Source organism: Corynebacterium sp. HMSC08C04 (genome assembly GCF_001807495.1).
GTDB lineage: Bacteria > Actinomycetota > Actinomycetes > Mycobacteriales > Mycobacteriaceae > Corynebacterium > Corynebacterium simulans.
Window position 1 is genome coordinate 13,683 of record NZ_KV789230.1, and the last position, 17,342, is coordinate 31,024.

General features: G+C 59.0%; 15 protein-coding genes. 4 read left to right on the top strand and 11 right to left on the bottom strand.

All coding sequences use genetic code 11. The features are described 5' to 3' along the window. Positions 1–42: 42 nt before the first annotated feature. From rfbB to HMPREF3169_RS11610, 5 genes are all read right to left on the bottom strand, one after another. Positions 43–1,041 carry a dTDP-glucose 4,6-dehydratase gene (gene rfbB, locus HMPREF3169_RS11590; RefSeq protein WP_193391045.1) on the bottom strand — a complete coding sequence of 333 codons (999 nt, stop codon included), beginning with the start codon at positions 1,039–1,041 and terminating at the stop codon, positions 43–45. A gap of 100 nt (positions 1,042–1,141) precedes the next feature. Beyond that, entirely contained in the window at positions 1,142–2,572 is a 1,431-nt protein-coding gene (locus HMPREF3169_RS11595; protein WP_070456764.1) for an HNH endonuclease signature motif containing protein, read from the bottom strand. Positions 2,573–2,680: 108 nt separating this feature from the next. After that, positions 2,681–4,033 carry a M1 family metallopeptidase gene (locus HMPREF3169_RS11600; RefSeq protein WP_049146101.1) on the bottom strand — a complete coding sequence of 451 codons (1,353 nt, stop codon included), beginning with the start codon at positions 4,031–4,033 and terminating at the stop codon, positions 2,681–2,683. Positions 4,034–4,094: 61 nt separating this feature from the next. Then, positions 4,095–5,180, bottom strand: coding sequence for an alpha/beta hydrolase (locus tag HMPREF3169_RS11605; RefSeq protein ID WP_049146103.1), 1,086 nt, complete (start codon positions 5,178–5,180; stop codon positions 4,095–4,097). 39 nt (positions 5,181–5,219) lie between these two features. Further along, entirely contained in the window at positions 5,220–6,632 is a 1,413-nt protein-coding gene (locus HMPREF3169_RS11610) for an alpha/beta hydrolase (protein ID WP_070456767.1), read from the bottom strand. Between the two features lie 610 nt (positions 6,633–7,242). Between HMPREF3169_RS11610 and lpdA the strand changes: the two genes are divergently transcribed. Next, positions 7,243–8,655 (top strand): dihydrolipoyl dehydrogenase, encoded by a 1,413-nt coding sequence (gene lpdA / locus HMPREF3169_RS11615; protein WP_061920262.1) that lies wholly within the window; start codon positions 7,243–7,245, stop codon positions 8,653–8,655. 203 nt (positions 8,656–8,858) lie between these two features. Here the strand turns inward: lpdA and HMPREF3169_RS11620 are convergent, their stop codons facing one another. From HMPREF3169_RS11620 to ramB, 6 genes are all read right to left on the bottom strand, one after another. Then, on the bottom strand, positions 8,859–9,101 hold the full coding sequence (locus HMPREF3169_RS11620) for a YlcI/YnfO family protein (protein ID WP_005292604.1): 243 nt from the start codon (positions 9,099–9,101) through the stop codon (positions 8,859–8,861). An 88-nt stretch (positions 9,102–9,189) separates the two neighbouring features. After that, positions 9,190–9,552, bottom strand: a complete 363-nt coding sequence (locus HMPREF3169_RS11625; RefSeq protein WP_005292602.1) for a DoxX family protein — start codon at positions 9,550–9,552, stop codon at positions 9,190–9,192. Then, positions 9,549–10,124: a TetR/AcrR family transcriptional regulator gene (locus HMPREF3169_RS11630; protein WP_005292598.1), complete on the bottom strand. Its 576-nt coding sequence runs from the start codon at positions 10,122–10,124 to the stop codon at positions 9,549–9,551. Before HMPREF3169_RS11630 ends, HMPREF3169_RS11625 begins: the two co-directional genes overlap by 4 nt. Before the next feature lie 62 nt (positions 10,125–10,186). Continuing rightward, positions 10,187–10,576 carry an NUDIX hydrolase gene (locus tag HMPREF3169_RS11635; RefSeq protein ID WP_005292595.1) on the bottom strand — a complete coding sequence of 130 codons (390 nt, stop codon included), beginning with the start codon at positions 10,574–10,576 and terminating at the stop codon, positions 10,187–10,189. Positions 10,577–10,596: 20 nt separating this feature from the next. After that, positions 10,597–11,781 (bottom strand): Nramp family divalent metal transporter, encoded by a 1,185-nt coding sequence (locus HMPREF3169_RS11640; protein WP_011272788.1) that lies wholly within the window; start codon positions 11,779–11,781, stop codon positions 10,597–10,599. 189 nt (positions 11,782–11,970) lie between these two features. Next, complete coding sequence (ramB, locus tag HMPREF3169_RS11645) at positions 11,971–13,377, bottom strand: acetate metabolism transcriptional regulator RamB (protein WP_070456770.1); 1,407 nt, start codon at positions 13,375–13,377, stop codon at positions 11,971–11,973. Positions 13,378–13,768: 391 nt separating this feature from the next. On the opposite strand from ramB, the gene HMPREF3169_RS11650 reads away from it, so the two are divergent. Genes HMPREF3169_RS11650 through HMPREF3169_RS11660 form a run of 3 tightly spaced genes read left to right on the top strand, consistent with a single transcriptional unit; the run spans position 13,769 to position 17,305 of the window. Then, positions 13,769–14,524, top strand: a complete 756-nt coding sequence (locus HMPREF3169_RS11650) for a succinate dehydrogenase cytochrome b subunit (RefSeq protein WP_070432506.1) — start codon at positions 13,769–13,771, stop codon at positions 14,522–14,524. A gap of 16 nt (positions 14,525–14,540) precedes the next feature. Further along, positions 14,541–16,556: a fumarate reductase/succinate dehydrogenase flavoprotein subunit gene (locus HMPREF3169_RS11655; protein WP_062036090.1), complete on the top strand. Its 2,016-nt coding sequence runs from the start codon at positions 14,541–14,543 to the stop codon at positions 16,554–16,556. Beyond that, entirely contained in the window at positions 16,556–17,305 is a 750-nt protein-coding gene (locus HMPREF3169_RS11660; protein WP_061920270.1) for a succinate dehydrogenase/fumarate reductase iron-sulfur subunit, read from the top strand. The genes HMPREF3169_RS11655 and HMPREF3169_RS11660 overlap by 1 nt, the downstream gene beginning before the upstream one ends. Positions 17,306–17,342 lie beyond the last annotated feature (37 nt).

The following is a 17,342-nucleotide window of genomic DNA, read 5'->3' on the forward strand; positions in this document are numbered from 1 at the left end:
TCTTCCTGTCTAGGTTTCGTTTAATGGGGTTGCGCTGCCGGTTTAGTGGCCGTGTTGGGCGTAATGCTTCTCGACGTCGCCTTTATCCGGGCGCCACCACTTCTCATTGTCGCGGTACCACTGGATGGTCTGTGCCAGCCCTTCGCGGAAGTCAGTGTAGTGCGGCTGCCAGCCCAGCTCGCGGCGCAGCTTGGAAGCGTCCATGGCGTAGCGCTGATCGTGGCCGGGGCGGTCAGCTACGTGCTCGTAGAGCGCGCCGCCTGCAGCATTGGTCGCGCCCATGATCTCGCAGATGAGCTCGATGACCTCTTTGTTGTTGATGTCTTTCTGGTCAGCGCCGATGTTGTAGGTCTCGCCGATTTCGCCGCGATCGAGGATGGCGAGGACCGCGCTGTTGTGATCGTCGACGTGAATCCAGTCACGGACCTGCTCACCCGTTCCGTATAGCTTGGCCGGCTGGCCGTCTAACAGGTTGGTGATTTGGCGCGGGATGAACTTTTCTACGTGCTGGAAAGGGCCGTAGTTGTTGGAGCAATTCGAGATGGTTGCCCGCAACCCAAAGCTGCGCGCCCAGGCGCGGACCAGGTGATCGGAGCTGGCTTTCGACGCGGAGTACGGCGAGGAAGGCACATAAGGGGTGGTTTCGGTGAACTTGGTAGCGGCACCGATTTCGAGGTCACCGAAGACCTCGTCGGTAGAGACGTGGTGGAAACGCACATCGTGCTTGCGGCAGGCTTCCAATAAGGTGAAAGTACCTACGACGTTGGTCTGGATGAACGGGGAGGGATCCTGCAGCGAATTATCGTTGTGGGACTCTGCTGCGAAGTGCACCACGATGTCGCTTTGCACCACCAGCTCATCCACCAGCGCGGCATCGGCGATATCGCCGACAACCAAGCGGCACTCTACGCCCTCGAGGTTCGCCCGGTTACCCGCGTAGGTGAGTTTGTCCAGCACCGTGATGGAGACTTCTGGGCGCGTGGCAGCGACCAAGCGGACGAAGTTGGCGCCGATGAATCCGGCGCCGCCAGTAACTAGCATTCTGCGCATGGATAACAATTTTAGGCTACCTTCCTTCGCTATTTTCACCTCGCGATAAAACGCAAGCGCAGTCCGCCCGCAGGGCACAAGTATCCTGCGATTAGGCGCTGAGTTTGTGGGCCGGGGCTTTATGTGCAGTTGGGCTGTCGTTGAAATGGATCCTTTCCGACCCCGCCGGACGATAACCAACTCTTCGAGTTATTGGGTCTCGCTCTGCATGCCCCATGTTGCGGAAACCGTCACGTCGGTCATTGTTATCCGCATGATGTCTTCTGCAGAGGAGCGTCAAGTTCTTGAGATCCGTTGCTCCACCTGCTGCCCACGCATGGAGGTGGTGGACATCGCATTCGACCCAAGGGCGGTCACAGCCGGGATGGGTGCATACCAACTCCGAGGCCGCCAAGGCTATCTTTTGATAAAGGCTTGCGCTGCGCTTGCAGCGGCCCAATTCCAGCGGGAATTTCTTATCATCAACCACACAGATGAAATCGTGTGATGCCGCTCCAATACGTAGCAGGTCCAGCGGGGAGAGCTCCACGCCAGTGTTGGTGGCGAACCGGGTGGAAGAATCCATCTCTTCCAACTCGTTCAGCGTGGTGGTGATAAGCAAGGAACCCACACCACCAGTGCCGTGCTGATGTGATTCGAGATAGCTGTGGACGATGGCAGAAAGCTGGTCTGCCATTCTTTGGGAGTATGTGCGGGAATCTTCCTCTGCCGGAAGATTTGGCCCTCCCTGATGGCGAGCTGGGGCAAATGCGGCTTTTAGCATTGCTGCCGTGGCGGCATCGACGTATCCACTGATGAAGACGCCACCATCAGCATCTGGCTGGGAGATGCGCAAGCGACGCTTTTTAATAACTGCGTCTGCATCGGAGACTGATTTGTTTGCTGCACGAATGGCCTCGCGCAGCCAGGCTCGGAGCGCAGTATGTGACATCTCCCGAGACTTCTCCAAAGCGCGCTGGCTAAGCTCTTGTGGGCCAGGGAGCGCGCCCTCCGTGAGGTGCTCAAGTTCCTGTTCGATGAGTGCGATAGTGCGCGCGTGTGCGGCTTCTTCTTCAAGCATTTGCTGGCGGCGCTTTTCTGCGGCTTCCCGCTCCCGACGGGCGCGTTCCGGGGTGGCGTCCTCACGCTTTTGTTCTACCGTTTCGCTATCACTGCCCGTCGCGCTTGAATGGGCAGAAGCTGGCGCATCTGCGGCCGCTTCCTCTGAAAGCGGGGCAAAGAGCGATTGCTCGGTCTTTATGCGCGCCTGTGCCTCCGGATAGGTCAGGCCCAAACGTGCGGTGAGATAATCTTCCGGCTTGCTGGAGCCGACTGTACGGCCAGCGTCATCTCGGGCAGCAAGGAAGGCAGAGGCGGCATCGATGGTGGTCTTCTTTCCCATTGCATTCTCGAGGTGCTCGAAAGCAGGGTGCAGACGGCCGAAGTATAGGTCCGCGGGTTCTTTCATAAGCTCCCGCAGGTCTGTTAGCGATGTGGCAATTTCCTTGACTGTGGAAATAATCGCTTCGTGTTTGTCTTGCATGGCACCCCATCCCCCTCGGTGTTTCGATTACATGTTCTATTTTATCCACATACAACGACCTGTCAAGGGTAAATTGGAAAATAAGTTCGAAATTTTGGGGGGTGGTGCTTAAGCCGGGAAGTGCGGCAATTTTTCTTGTTCCAGCCACTGCTCCAGCAGGTCATCGAGCGCGGCCGTATCTTCCGCGCGCTCGCGCAGCTTCGAAAGCAGGTCTTCCGGCGTAACCACGCCGTGGCGGCCTTCTGCCAGGTAGGAGCGAACGGCGTCGAAAAAGGCGGCGTCGCCAAGCAGCACGCGTACTGCATGTACCGTGAGCGCGCCGCGTTTGTACACGCGATCATCGAACATGTCTTGAGTGCCCGGATCTGCCAGCAACACATCCTGCGCCTTGCGAGCGAGCACGTTGTAGTGCGAACGCGCAGATTCATGCACCGCCCGGCCATGCGCGTGCTCCATCCACAACCACTCGCAGTAGCAGGCAAAACCCTCGTTGAGCCAAATATCCTTCCACTCGCTAAGGCCCACCGCATTGCCAAACCACTGGTGGGAAAGCTCGTGAGCGATGAGACGCTCGAAGGTAGGCGAGACATGGTTGGAGCCGAAAATCGAAAGGCCCTGGGCTTCCAGCGGGATTTCCAGCTCGTCCTCGGTGATGACAACCTGATATTCGTCAAACGGATAGGCGCCGAAGCAGGAAGAGAAGAAGTCCAACATCTCCTGCTGCTGGGCAAAGACCTCTTGGACAGGCGTTTTGAGCGCCGGCGGAACCCAGGCGCGCACCGAGTCGCCAAGCCTGACCTCGCTAAACTCGCCTATCTGAACCGTAACCAGGTAAGTAGCCGTGGGGTGTTCGGTGCGGTAATGCCAGCGCGTCATCGAACCGCTGGCGGATCTGCGGGAAACCAGCTTTCCATTCGAAATCACGCGGAACGGATTATCTGCGGTGATCTTGATGTCAAAGGTGGTCTTCTCGCTCGGGGTATCGTCGCATGGGAACCAGCTCGGGGCGCCGTTGGGCTGGCTAGCTACTAGAGCGCCGGATTCGGTTTCCTCCCAGCCGAGTTCGCCCCACGGGGTGCGGATGGGGCGTGGGGAGCCGCCGTAGCGGATGTGTAGCTCAAACTCGGTTCCATCTGCGATGGTATCCGCGAAAATCAGGCGCAGCTTGCCCACGGACTGGCGGAATTTCGCCACCCGCGGTGCGCCCTTGGCGGTGATGCGGCGGGCTACCATGGCGCCGCCGAGATCGAGCGTGAGCTTGTCGACGTCCTCTAGCACCCGGATATGCAGCACCGCTTCACCTTGCAAAAGGTTGGGCTCAACGCGGTAGGTAAGGTCCAGGTCATAATGGGTGACCTCATAACCTAAGTTGAACGCGACACCTGTGTAGCTATCGCGCTGTTCAGATAGTTGACCGGCGGTGGGTGCGACGTGCGAAAGGGCGGTGGAAAGCAGCTTCATAATGCTGCGATCCTACCGCCCTTTAAGGATGAAACCCTATTCGCGTTGAGGCCTTATAGGCCTATACGCCGAGAGCCGATGCAAATACGGGCCAGGACTTCTCGATGTCCTCGCGCCAGCCCGGCCAAGAGTGGGTGCCGGTATTGCGGAAGTTGAAGGTAGCCGGGATGTTCTGCTGGTCCAGCTTGGCCTTCAGGTTGTGGGTGCAGCTGTTAACCGCAGCCTCGATGATGCCGCCCTCGACCTGGAGCTGTGCGGATCCGACGAATGCGGCGGCCGGGTTCATGCCCTGTGCGGTGTAGTAAGAAGGCATATCGGTCTTGCCAGCCAGGCCGGAGGCAGACGAGACGTACAGAGCGGTGTCCTTCAGCTTGTGGGAATTCAGAAGGGCGTCATTGTGGCGGTTGTAGTCGCTGCCCATTGGGCCCCACATTTGCTCCGGCTGGCCGCCGCCACGGTTGACGGTCAGGCGCAGGAACTCATAAGGGAGCTGGGAGGAGGTTGCGGCACAGCCCGCGTAGGAGCCGGCTGCGTCGTAGAAGCCTGGATTGTGCTCTGCGAACAGCAGGGAAGAAGTAGCGGACATCGACATACCAGCCACTGCACGCTTGTCGGAAGCGCTGAGGCGCTGCTCGATTGGTCCTGGCAGCTCCTTGGTCAGGAAGGTCTCCCACTTCTGCGGGCCCTGCAGGTATTTACCGTTTGGCTCCTGCTCCCAGTCAGTGAAGTAGGAGAAAGCACCAGCCTGCGGAACGACGACATTGACGTTCTTCTCGTGGTAGAAGTCAACCGCGTCGGACAAGCTCAGCCAGTCAGAATCCTGCTCTGCAGATCCAGCGCCGTTGAGCAGGTAGATGGTTGGGCGGTTAGCGGCATTAGCCTTGATGACAGCCAGCGGGATATCGCGATCCATGGAAGGCGAATGGGCCAGCAGCTTCTCGACGCGGCCGTCATCCTTGTACTTCTTGTACCACTTGGTGCCTGCCACATCGGCAGGAACGGCGCTCGGGTCGATCTCAGTGATGGTGGACAGCGCGGTGTCACCTGCAATGGTTGCTGGTGCAACGGTAGCAGCACCAGCAGATGGTACAACGAGTGCGCCAGCAGCGATTGCGGCTGCGGCGATAATAGAGCTAATACGCTTCATTAACTTCTTTCCCAACGTGTCGAGAGTTTTAAGGAGAGCTTACTGTGCTGGCGCTGCTGGGTCTACCGGCAGGGAGTCAGCGGGGGCAGGCTGCTCAACATTAGGGATATCGGCGTCGTCAAGCTTTTCGTTAGCAAGTACTTCATCAGCATTGTTTGCCTCGGCGACGTGAGCCTCCGATTCTGGGGCGTTGAATGCCGTGCCGAAGACCTTCCAGGAAGCGTTGATGTCTTCCAACCAGCCCGGCCAGGAGTGGGTGCCGGTGTTGCGGAAGTTGAATGTAGCCGGGACGTTTTCGTGATTGAGCTTTGCCTGCAAGTCATGGGTACAAGCGCTCATTGCGGCTTCGATGGCGCCACCTTCAAACACGAGGGTGGAAGAAGACTTGGTCGAGCCCAAATCGGTTGCGCCCGCGAGGCCGGAGCCGGCGGACACGTAGATGTCGGTGTCACCCAGGTTGTTATTGGTCGCGTTGATGAGACCGTCGTTATAACGGTTGTACTCGCCACCCATTTCGCCCCACATCTGTTCTGGGGTAGCGCCGCCGCGGCCCAGGGTTAGCTGGAGGTAGAAGTGCGGCAGCGGCCTCGAGGTAGCGGCGCAGCCGGCGTAGGAACCGACTGCGTCGTAGAAGCGTGGGTTGTGCTCAGCCAGCAGCAGCGAAGAGGTGGCGGACATGGACATACCAGCGATGCCGCGCTGCCCGTTGCCGTTGATGTGATCCTCCAGCGGGCCAGGCAGCTCCTTGGTTAGGAAGGTCTCCCACTTCTGTGGGCCCTTAAGCCCGTACTTGCCGTCCGGTTCCTCCAGCCAATTGGTGTAGTAGCTGAATGCGCCGGCCTGCGGGATGACGACATTGACATTGCGGTCTCCGTAGAAGTCATCGATGTCTTGGGTGCCCGGCTTTTCCGGATCTAGGTCGCGGCCAGCGGTGCTGACGATCCAATCCATGCCTTGGTCAGCGCCGCCTGCGCCGTTGAGCAGGTATAGCGTCGGGCGCTGCGAATCGAACTTGCCGTCAGGGGTGATGACGGCGAGCGGGATTTCGCGGCCATTCATGGCAGGGGAAGAGGCCTGCATGGTGACGATTTTGGCGCGGTAGTCCGGGTACTTGTAAACGTAGCCGTACCACTTCAACTCGTCTGGCAACTTCGCCAGATCCAGGTCGAAGCTCAGCTCCTTGTACTTCGCGGCATCGAGGGTGCCGTCCGCTGCGGCTGCACGGTAGGTTTCGATGCTTTCTCGGTATTCGTCTTCGGAGACCAAAAGGCCCTGAATGGAGGGATCCGCGTTAAGGACTTTCCAGGCGGAATCCTCGGTGATGGTGGAAGGGGTGGCGGCGCCTGCCACGGTGGCAGCAGGCACTTCAGATGCGGTGGCCGGAATGATCGTACACCCCAAAATCAGCGCTGCAGAGGCGGCGACTTTGACCAATGAGTGGAGAGTCTTCATTTAGGTTTGCTTCCTTAGAGGGAGTCGGTAATGCGTGAGAGGGTACGCGCATTTTCGTTGACTATATTCCCTTGTGCCCTCGCCAAAGGCAAGAGGCAGGAAAGAGGGAGACAACGAGGGGGCTACAGTCAAACTATCAAGTAGCAAAAGTGAATGCTGGTGAACATGTGGCTTTTGTGTCATAATTTCGGCTGGAATTAGCGCACTGCGTAACGTATGTGCCTAAGATGCCGTTATAAAGAGTGCAATTTGCTCGCAGGAAACCATCCCCACCAGCAGGTTTCTTTCCGCCTCCCTGCATTTGTGCAGCAACAACAGAAAGTAAGACTTCATGAACGCTTTTGATTCCTTCATTGTCGCCATCAACAACGTCCTCGGCGCTTGGGTACACGCTGGCTCTTCCATGTCCTCCGAGGCTGCGCTGGGCATGGGTCTGTTCTAAGACACTGCTTCGGCTGAACCAATCTCCCTTTCCTACCTTGCTTTTAAGGCAGGAAAGGGAGATTTTTTAATTCCTGCGAGGGCTGCGTTTTCGCCTTAAGAAGTTAAAAGGCACTCAATCTTGGGGGAGAGTGAGACAGCGCGGATAATCTTCCGTATTCTTGTACGCGTGACTCAAGAACATTATGACGTTGTAGTACTCGGCGCGGGCCCAGGCGGCTACGTGTCCGCCATCCGCGCAGCCCAGCTTGGCAAGAAGGTTGCTGTCATTGAGAAGCAGTACTGGGGAGGTGTCTGCCTCAACGTTGGCTGTATTCCTTCCAAGGCGTTGCTGAAGAACGCCGAGGTAGCACACACCTTCAACCATGAGGCTAAGGCTTTCGGCATCTCTGGTGATGTCTCCTTCGACTTCGGTGTTGCTCACAAGCGCTCCCGCAAGGTCTCTGAAGGCATCGTCAAGGGTGTCCACTACCTGATGAAGAAGAACAAGATCACCGAGATCAACGGCCTTGGCTCCTTCAAAGACGCAAAGACCATCGAAATCACCGAGGGCGATGACAAGGGCAAGACCGTCACCTTCGAAAACTGCATCATCGCAACGGGCTCCGTCGTTCGTTCCCTCCCGGGCGTTGAAATCGGCGGCAACATCGTTTCTTACGAGGAGCAGATCCTCAAGGATGAAGCTCCGAAGTCCATGGTTATCGTGGGCGCCGGCGCAATCGGCATGGAGTTCGCATACGTTCTGGCTAACTACGGCGTGGACGTCACCATCGTCGAGTTCATGGACCGCGTCCTGCCGAACGAGGACAAGGACGTCTCCAAGGAGATTGCTAAGCAGTACAAGAAGCTTGGCGTGAAGCTGCTGACCGGCTTCAAGACCACCTCCATCAAGGACAATGGCAACGATGTCACCGTCGAGGTCGAGTCCAAGGACGGCTCCAAGACCGACACCCTGACCGTTGACCGCTGCATGGTCTCCATCGGCTTCGCACCGCGCGTTGAGGGCTTCGGCTTGGAAAACACCGGCGTTGAGCTCACCGAGCGCGGCGCTATCGCAATCGACGATTACATGCGCACCAATGTTCCGGGCATCTACGCAATTGGCGACGTCACGGCAAAGCTTCAGCTTGCACACGTTGCTGAGGCACAGGGCGTGGTTGCTGCTGAGGTTATCGCTGGCGCTGAGACCCAGCTACTGGGTGACTACATGAACATGCCGCGCGCTACCTTCTGCAACCCGCAGGTTGCTTCCTTCGGCTACACCGAGGAGCAGGCACGCGAGAAGTTTGCTGACCGTGACATCAAGGTCGCAACCTTCCCGTTCTCCGCAAACGGCAAGGCAGCGGGCCTCAACGAGACCGCCGGCTTCGTCAAGCTCATTGCTGACGGTGAGTTCGGTGAGCTCATTGGTGGACACATGGTTGGCTCCAACGTCTCCGAGCTTCTGCCGGAACTGACGCTGGCACAGCGCTTCGACCTCACCGCTGAGGAAATCGGACGCAATATCCACACCCACCCAACGCTTTCTGAGGCAATGAAGGAAGCTGCCGAGGGCATCGGCGGCCACATGATTAACCTCTAAGCGCTTTTCGCGTTAAGGCCCCCGCGAGGGGGCCTTTTCTGCATCTTCTGGCAAATACCCAGTCCTGGAAACACAGACCTGCCGTTGCCACAACATCCAGGAGTCCAATTGTTTCATGCCGATTTAGAGCACTACTTAGCCATTGTTGAGCGGGTTTATGTTGCGGTGCAGCGGAGTGGAAGGCATAAACGCGAATGTTGACATCAGGAATGATCATCGAGTACCGCCCACACAGCTTCTTTGTTGCTGAGATCAACTAGAGCCGGTCCGCCGCAATCGAAGGAGGGCAGGTTAACGGGGGTGTCTTCGGTACTGATGCGGGCTTCCTTCTTGAGGGCAGCGCGGACCGCCTCTTCGACGTATGAGCTCAAAGTGACATTGTTGGCTTTGGCTTGGACCTTCGTTTCTTCAAGGAGTTTCGGCGGGAGGTTTATCGTCGTGCGCATACCTTTAGGGTAGAAAGCATCAAGTCATCATTCAAGAGGTGCAATGATGTATCTGCCTTCAGGAAGCCGTGAAAGGTTGACTGGTGTCTTAATTCAGTGCGAGCGTCAGGATCAGTACTCCGATGGAGAATGCGAGCATGCCTAAGCAGTTGATCCAGAATGCGCTACCGAGGAAGTGGGCGCGGACATGGGCTGCTGCGGCCGCGCAGAAATAGGCGATGACTCCAATCATGGCTGTGATTCCTACGCCGGGGAACCAGAGCCCGGCAATGAGTCCTACGGCGGCGAGGCACTTGATGACAATGAGCGCCCACCACCAGTCCTTGGGGAGTTTGACGCCGCTGAGGCAGGCTTCGATGAAGGGGACTGGTTTGAGGGAGAGGGCGGCGTCGCCAAGCAGAATGGCTGCTAGTAGAAGGGAGGGCCAGGCTGGGGAAGATTCTAGGATCATTGGGTTACTCCGAATGCGGTGTTGAGGCGTTCGATCGATGAGGCGGCTTGGGATGTGAGGTGCTCGGTGTCGTAGATTCCGGCGGCCCAGCCGATGAGTAAGCCGAGGTAGACGTTGTACAGCAGGTCGGCGTACTCGGCCGCATCGGCGCTGCTGAGCCTGGTGCCGAGTCGCAGGGTGATTTCATCGGTCAGGAGCGTTTTGAGTGCGGTGAGCGCTTCGCCTTGATTGCCTTGTTGGATGAGTGCTGCGCCAAAGGCGCGGGAGAGCTCTTCGTGGCCGGTAAACATCTGGAGGAAAGGTCTCAGGACATCGAGAAGGCTATCGGATTGTCCCCGGATGTCATCGTGGAGTTCTGAAATGTGTTGGCCAATGGTGCGGATGAGCAGCGTTTGTTTGTCGCCGACTCCCATGACGGTTCCCACGCTAACGCCAGCTTCGGATGCGATAGTCCGGATGCTGGTGGTGGCGTAGCCCTGAGTGAGGAAGAGTTCGTAGGCGGTGGCTAGGACCTTGCTGACGGTGCCAGCTTTGGCGGCCGAGCGCGATGAGTGAACGTGTTCAGTGAACATGTTCAAAAGGGTAGCTCTTGATGGTTTCGAGGTCAATGACGCCGAAGTGTTGACAGTTGGCGCTAGGCCAGCGTGGGGAAGACGCGGTCGCGCAGCAGGTGTGCAAGCTCGCGGTCGGGGGCTGCTGGGTTGACCCAGGCGGTGTCGCCGATTTCGGCGGCGGCATGGGGTTCGTCGGCGGTGACGGTGCGGGTGTAGGTGAAGATGGTGCCGACGACGACCTCGCCCGGTTCGTTGGCGGCGGGAGCGTCGAAGGTGCCGAGTTTGTTGAGGCTCTCGGCGTCGAGGGTGAGGCCTACTTCTTCGGCAACTTCGCGCAGGGCGGCGTCGACAAGCGCCTCGCCCGCCTCGGGCTTGCCGCCGGGCAGTTGGTACTTGGTGGAGGACTTCTTGCGCACGGTAAGCACGTGGCCTTGTGGGTTGCGGATGACGACGGCTGCTACTTCAATCATGGCTGCTGATTGTAGGCGGCCTAGAGCAGCGGCAGGAGCACGAGGGCGAGATTGAGTGCGATGACCAGCGCGGCAAGCGTCCAGCCCACGGCCATAGACCAGGGTTTCGCGGCGAACTCACCCATGACGTCCCGGGAGCCGGCATAGCGGAAAAGCGGGATGATGGCGAAGGGGATGCCCAGGGAAAGAAGTGCCTGGCTGACCACCAGTGCCATAGTGGGGTCGACCCCGCAGCCGATGATGACCAGCGCCGGGATGAGCGTGACCAGGCGGCGGACTAGTAGGGGGACCTTGATGTGAAGCAGGCCGTCCATGATTTCGGAGCCGGCGTAGGCGCCCACTGACGTCGAGGCGAGGCCGCTGGCCAGCAGGCCGATGGCGAAGAGAACGCCGGCCAGCGGGCCGAGGTGGCTGGCAATCGCCGTGTGGGCCCCGGAGATGGTCTCTGTGCCGTCCACGCCGTAGAGGGCCGAGCCCGCCAGGACCAGCAGGCCCACGTTGACGAGCCCGGCGATGGACAGCGCCACGGCGATGTCCGCGCGGGTGCCGGCCAGCACGTGGGGGATTTCCAGGTCGGGGTAGCGCTGCTTGGTCAGGGAGGAGTGTAGGTAAATGGCGTGCGGCATGACGGTGGCGCCCAACATGGAGGCGGCCAGCAGGATGCTGTCCTTGCCCTCTAGGCGGGGGATGAGGCCGCCGGCCACGTCGGCGGGGTCGGGCGGGGCGATGGCGAGGCCGGCAAGGAAGCCGATGCAGATGACCAGGAGCAGGCCGATGACAAGCCCCTCGAACCACTGGTTCTTCTTCTGGAAGATGAGGAGAATGATGGAGACCGCGCCGATGATGAGCGCGCCCGCGAACAGGGGGAGGTTGAAGAGGAGTTGCAGGGCAATGGCGCCGCCGATGACTTCGGCGAGGTCGGTGGCCGCGGCGATGAGCTCGGCCTGGGCCCACATGCCTAGGCGCGCGCGGCGGGAGAGACGCTCGCCCATGATTTCCGGCAGGGAGCGGTGGGTGACTAGGCCCAGTTTGGCGGAGTGGTACTGGATGAACATGGCCATGAGGTTGGCCACGACGAGTACCCACACCAGGAGGTAGCCGTAGTGGGAGCCGGCGCTGATGTTGGCGGCTACGTTGCCGGGGTCGACGTAAGCCACTGCAGCAACGAAGGCGGGGCCGGTGAGGCTGATTAAGGTCTTACGCATAGGCATCTCCATACCAAAAGTTCAACTACTTGAAGTCTAGTTTTCATCGCCATATGTTCAAGCCAGGGGGGTGGCGATCCCGCGAGAACAAACGGGATGCTTGTGCGACCACGAGGTCTGGTTTTTCGGGGCTGGGTATTTGCGTTCCGGCAGCGAAGCGCGACGCCGCAAGCCCGGGATGTCGCGTGCTTAGTACGGCGCCACTGCAGAGCGATGGGCGTCGATTGTCAGCGTTTCGTTGATGGCGGGGAAGGCGCGCTGGGCGCAACTGGCACGCGGGCAGGTGCGGCATCCGTTGCCAATCGGGGTCGCGGCAGATAGGTCGCCCAGATCAAGGCCCTCGGCATATACCGTGCGGTCAGCATGACGAGCCTCGCAACCCAGGCCAATGGCGAAGAGCTTATTTGTATCGCCGTAGCGGCCCTGGTGGTGCTGAACCGAACGCGAAATCCACAGGTAGTTGCGCCCATCGGGCATCTGCGCGAGCTGGCGGGAGATAACTCCGGGGTTAGAGAAGGTCTCATAAATGTTCCACAGCGGGCAGGTACCGCCCGAGTTGGAGAAGTGGACGCCGGTGGCTGATTGACGTTTGGACATATTGCCGGCGCGGTCCACGCGGACGAACGTGAATGGAATGCCACGCTTGTTCGTGCGCTGCAGGGTAGAAAGGCGCGAAGCCACCGTTTCGTAGCCCACGCCAAAGACCTGGCATAGGTATTCCAGGTCATAGCCCGATTGCTCTGCTTCAGAATGAATAGTGGTGTAAGGAAGGATTGTGGCTGCCGCAAAGTAGCTGGCGATGCCTCGCTTAGCAAGGTTGCGCGAGGCGTCGGAAGTGAAGGGCTCTTCGTCGACAAGGGAGTCGATGAGCTCGCCAGCTTCCAGAAATCCCAGCTCAGCAGCCATTCGGAAGGCGCGCTGCCCCTCGGAGAGGCGGCTGGCGAGGCGGAACGTTCCGCTTTCGCGGTCGAAACGGTGAAGCGTGCCATCCATTTGTGGTGTCGTTACGATCTCGACGCCGTGTTTGTCGCGCAGCCGCGCTGAAAGGGCGGCCTCGGTATCGCGGATGCGGAATTGCGAAACGTCCAGCTCAGAAGCGAGCGTCTCAGCGTGAACGTCTAGTTCATCCAGGTAGTTTTGGCGCGCATAGAAGAAGTCGCGGACTTCGTCGTGTGGCATGGAAAGCGCCTGTGTGCCTGCGGAGCGGCGGGTATCGGTGGCAAGGGACAGTTTGTCGCGAACATTGCCGTAGCGGCGGTGAATCTCCACCAGCGTGCGGGCCACGGTGGGGTGGTTATAAACCAACTCGGACAATTCTTGCAGTTCAACGGGGGAGGGGCATAGCTCCTTGTCCTGGATGACATCCTGGATTTCAGCCAGTAGGCGGGAGTCATCATCGCGGGAGAAGAAGGTGGCGTCGACGCCAAATACCTCAGTAATGCGCAGCAGTACCGGTACAGTTAAAGGGCGGACGTCGTGTTCGATCTGATTGACATAGCTAGCCGAAAGCCCCAGCGTAGAGGCTAGAGAGGCTTGGCTTAGATCCCGTTCGCGCCGCAATTGGCGCAGGCGTGAACCCACGTAAGTCTTACTCATGTGAAAAAGATTACCGGCCCCTGCCATCCTGTAACAGGATTTTTGCAAAGACTGTGTGAAGGTTCTTAACCTCCCTGCGAATAGGGGTAAAAATGTGTGGAGTGTGGGCGGTGTGACTCCTGCGAAAGTTTGACACATAAAGGGGTGAGCTAGTCACTCCGAAAATTAGCTGTGACGAACCTCATAGACGCTGGGAATTTCGCAACGTGAGTATTGCGTAAAAAGCAGCGTGCAAGGTAAACGGCTTTTCGAATACTCCGTTTTAGGCGATCCTTACCTAATGAAATTTCTACGGACTGCTTAGGCCCTTAAGAAGAGACTGCTTTGGCCCGAATTTGACTAGTTGCCAGCGGATAAGGCTGCGTAAGGTAATAGCGACTATGGAGGTGTCATGTCTGTAAAAAATCCTGACCGTGAGGCAATCGCTCACGGCCGCATCACTAACGAAACGATTCGTACTAAGCCTTCCGTACCCACCTGGGCACTGAAGATTACGATGGCCATCACCGGCCTGTTCTTTGCGCTTTTCGTAGTCGGCCACATGGCCGGCAACCTGAAGCTTTACTTGCCGGCGCACGACGGCGACGAAGCACTCGATATCTACGGCGAGTTCCTGCGTGATCTGGGCGCACCGCTCATCCCGCACGGCCACCTGCTGTGGATGATCCGCATTGTTTTGCTGGCTTGCGTTATTGCACATATTTACGGTGCATTCGCACTTACCGCTCGCTCCAAGCAGTCCCGCGGCAAATTCAAGCGCACCAATCTGATGGGTGGCCTCGACTCCTTTGCAACCAAGACCATGCTGGTCACCGGTGCAGTCCTGCTGCTGTTCATCGTCTTCCACCTGCTGGACCTCACCATGGGTGTGCAGCCGGTTGCGCCTGAGGCATTCGTGCACGGCGAGGTCAAGGCAAACATGATTGCCACCTTCAGCCGCTGGCCAGTCACCATCTTCTACGTTCTGGCGATGTGCTGCCTGTTCCTGCACCTGACCCACGGCATCCGTCTGGCTGCTTCTGACCTGGGTATCACCGGTGCGAAGTGGCGTCAGGTCTTCGTGATTCTGGCCTACATCATCCCGGCTGTAGTTTGCATCGCAAACATCGTTATGCCGCTGTCCGTCGCCCTGGGTTGGGTCAGCTAAAGGAGCTTTTTAAAAAATGACTAACACTGAACTCAAGCGCGAGCATCCGAAGTTCTCGCACCCGACGTCGATTGTCCCGGGCGTCACCGCAGGTCGCATCCTGGAGTCCCACGAGCCGCACGGCGTTCCGATGAAGGAAATGTGGAGCTACCAGAAGGATCATATGGATCTGGTCTCCCCGCTTAACCGCCGCAAGTTCGAGATCGTTGTTGTTGGTACCGGTCTGGCGGCCGGTTCCGCAGCTGCCGCCCTCGGCGAGCTGGGCTACAACGTGAAGGTCTTTACCTACCACGATTCCCCACGTCGTGCGCACTCCATCGCTGCGCAGGGCGGCGTCAACTCCTCCCGCCACAAGAAGGTGGACAACGACTCTGCATACCGCCACACCAAGGACACCGTGAAGGGCGGCGACTACCGCTGCCGCGAGTCCGACTGCTGGCGCCTGGCATATGAGTCCGTGCGCGTTATCGACCACATGAACGCCATTGGTGCTCCTTTCGCCCGCGAGTACGGCGGCACCCTGGCAACCCGCTCCTTCGGTGGTGTTCAGGTTTCCCGTACCTACTACACCCGTGGTCAAACAGGCCAGCAGCTGCAGCTGTCCACCACCTCGGCGCTGTACCGCCAGATTGGCCTGGGCAACGTGGAGCTGTTCGCTCACCACGACATGCAGGACATCATCACCTACAACGACAATGGTGTGAAGCGCGCGGGCGGCATCGTTACCCGTAACCTGATTACCGGCGAGCTGAAGGCCTTCACCGGCCACGCAGTAATCCTCGGTACCGGCGGCTACGGCAACGTCTACCACATGTCCACCCTGGCTAAGAACTCCAATGCTGGCGCCATGATGCGTGCTTACGAGCACGGCGCATACCTGGCTTCCCCGGCATTCATCCAGTTCCACCCGACGGGTCTTCCGGTCAACTCCGAGTGGCAGTCCAAGACCATCCTCATGTCCGAGTCGCTGCGTAACGACGGCCGCATTTGGTCCCCGATCAAGGAAGGCGACGACCGCCCCGCCAACGAGATTCCGGAGGAGGAGCGCGACTACTTCCTGGAGCGCCGTTACCCGGCCTTCGGCAACCTCGTTCCGCGTGACGTTGCATCCCGTGCGATCTCCCAGCAGATCAACAAGGGCCTGGGCGTCGGACCACTGCACAACTCCGTTTATCTGGACTTCCGCGATGCAATTCAGCGTCTGGGTAAGGACAAGATCCGTGAGCGTTACTCCAACCTCATCGAGATGTACGAAGAGGCAATCGGCGAGTCCGCATACGAGACCCCGATGCGTATCGCACCGACCTGCCACTTCACCATGGGTGGCCTGTGGACCGACTTCAACGAGATGACCGCTATCGACGGCCTGTTCGCCGCCGGTGAGTGCTCTTGGACCTACCACGGTGCGAACCGCCTGGGCGCTAACTCCCTGCTGTCCGCATCCGTCGACGGCTGGTTCACCCTGCCATTTACGGTTCCTAACTACCTGGCTAAGCACCTCGGTGAGGACAAGCTGGCTGAGGATTCGGCCGAGGCACAGAAGGCTGTTGCGCGCGCACAAGATCGCATCGACCGTCTGATGGGAGTGCGTGGCAATGACCCGCACGGCCCAGCTCACTACCACCGTCTGCTCGGTGAGATTCTCTACTGGGGCTGCGGCGTTTCCCGTAACGTCGAGGACCTCAAGGTCGCTATCCAGAAGATTCGCGATCTGCGCGAGGAATTCTGGGCTAACGTCCGCATCACCGGCAACGCCAACGACATGAACCAGGTCCTCGAGTACGGTCTGCGCGTTGCTGACTACATCGACCTGGGCGAGCTCATGTGTGTTGACGCCCTGGACCGTGACGAGTCCTGTGGTGCGCACTTCCGTGACGACCACCTCTCCGAGGATGGCGAGGCTGAGCGTGACGATGAGAACTGGTGCTTCGTTTCTGCCTGGGAGCCAGGCGCAAACGCTGGTGAGTTCATTCGCCACGCAGAGCCGCTGTACTTTGATTCGATCCCGCTGATGACAAGGAACTACAAGTAATGAAACTGACACTTGAGATCTGGCGTCAAGCCGGACCGACGCAAGAAGGCAAGTTCGAGACCGTGCAGGTTGACGACGCCGCCGAGCAGATGTCCATCCTGGAGCTGCTCGACCACGTCAACGAGGGCATGGTCGAGGCTGGCAACGAGCCTTTCGCATTCGCATCTGACTGCCGTGAGGGCATCTGCGGCACCTGTGGTTTGCTGGTCAACGGCCGCCCACACGGCCCAGGCCAGAACACCCCGGCTTGCCAGCAGCGCCTGTTCCAGTTCAAGGATGGCGACAAGATCAAGCTGGAGCCATTCCGCTCTGCCGCATACCCGGTTATCAAGGACATGATCGTGGACCGCTCCAAGCTGGACCACGTCATGGAGCAGGGTGGCTACGTCTCCATGGACGCCGGCACCGCTCCGGATGCCGATACCCTGCACCTCAACCACGAGACCGCCGAGTACTCCCTCGACCACGCGGCCTGCATCGGCTGCGGTGCCTGCGTGGCATCCTGCCCGAACGGTGCAGCTCACCTGTTCACCGGCGCGAAGCTGGTTCACCTTTCCCTCATGCCGCTGGGCAAGGAAGAGCGTGGCCGTCGTGCACGCAACATGGTCGATGACCTCGAGCAGAACTTCGGTCACTGCTCCCTTTACGGCGAATGCGCTGACGTCTGCCCAGCAGGCGTTCCGCTGACCGCTGTGTCCGCAGTTACCCGCGAACGTGCACGTGCTGCTTTCCGCGGCAAGGACGACTAAGATATAGTCATTCACAGGAATAACAGGAACGAGAGAA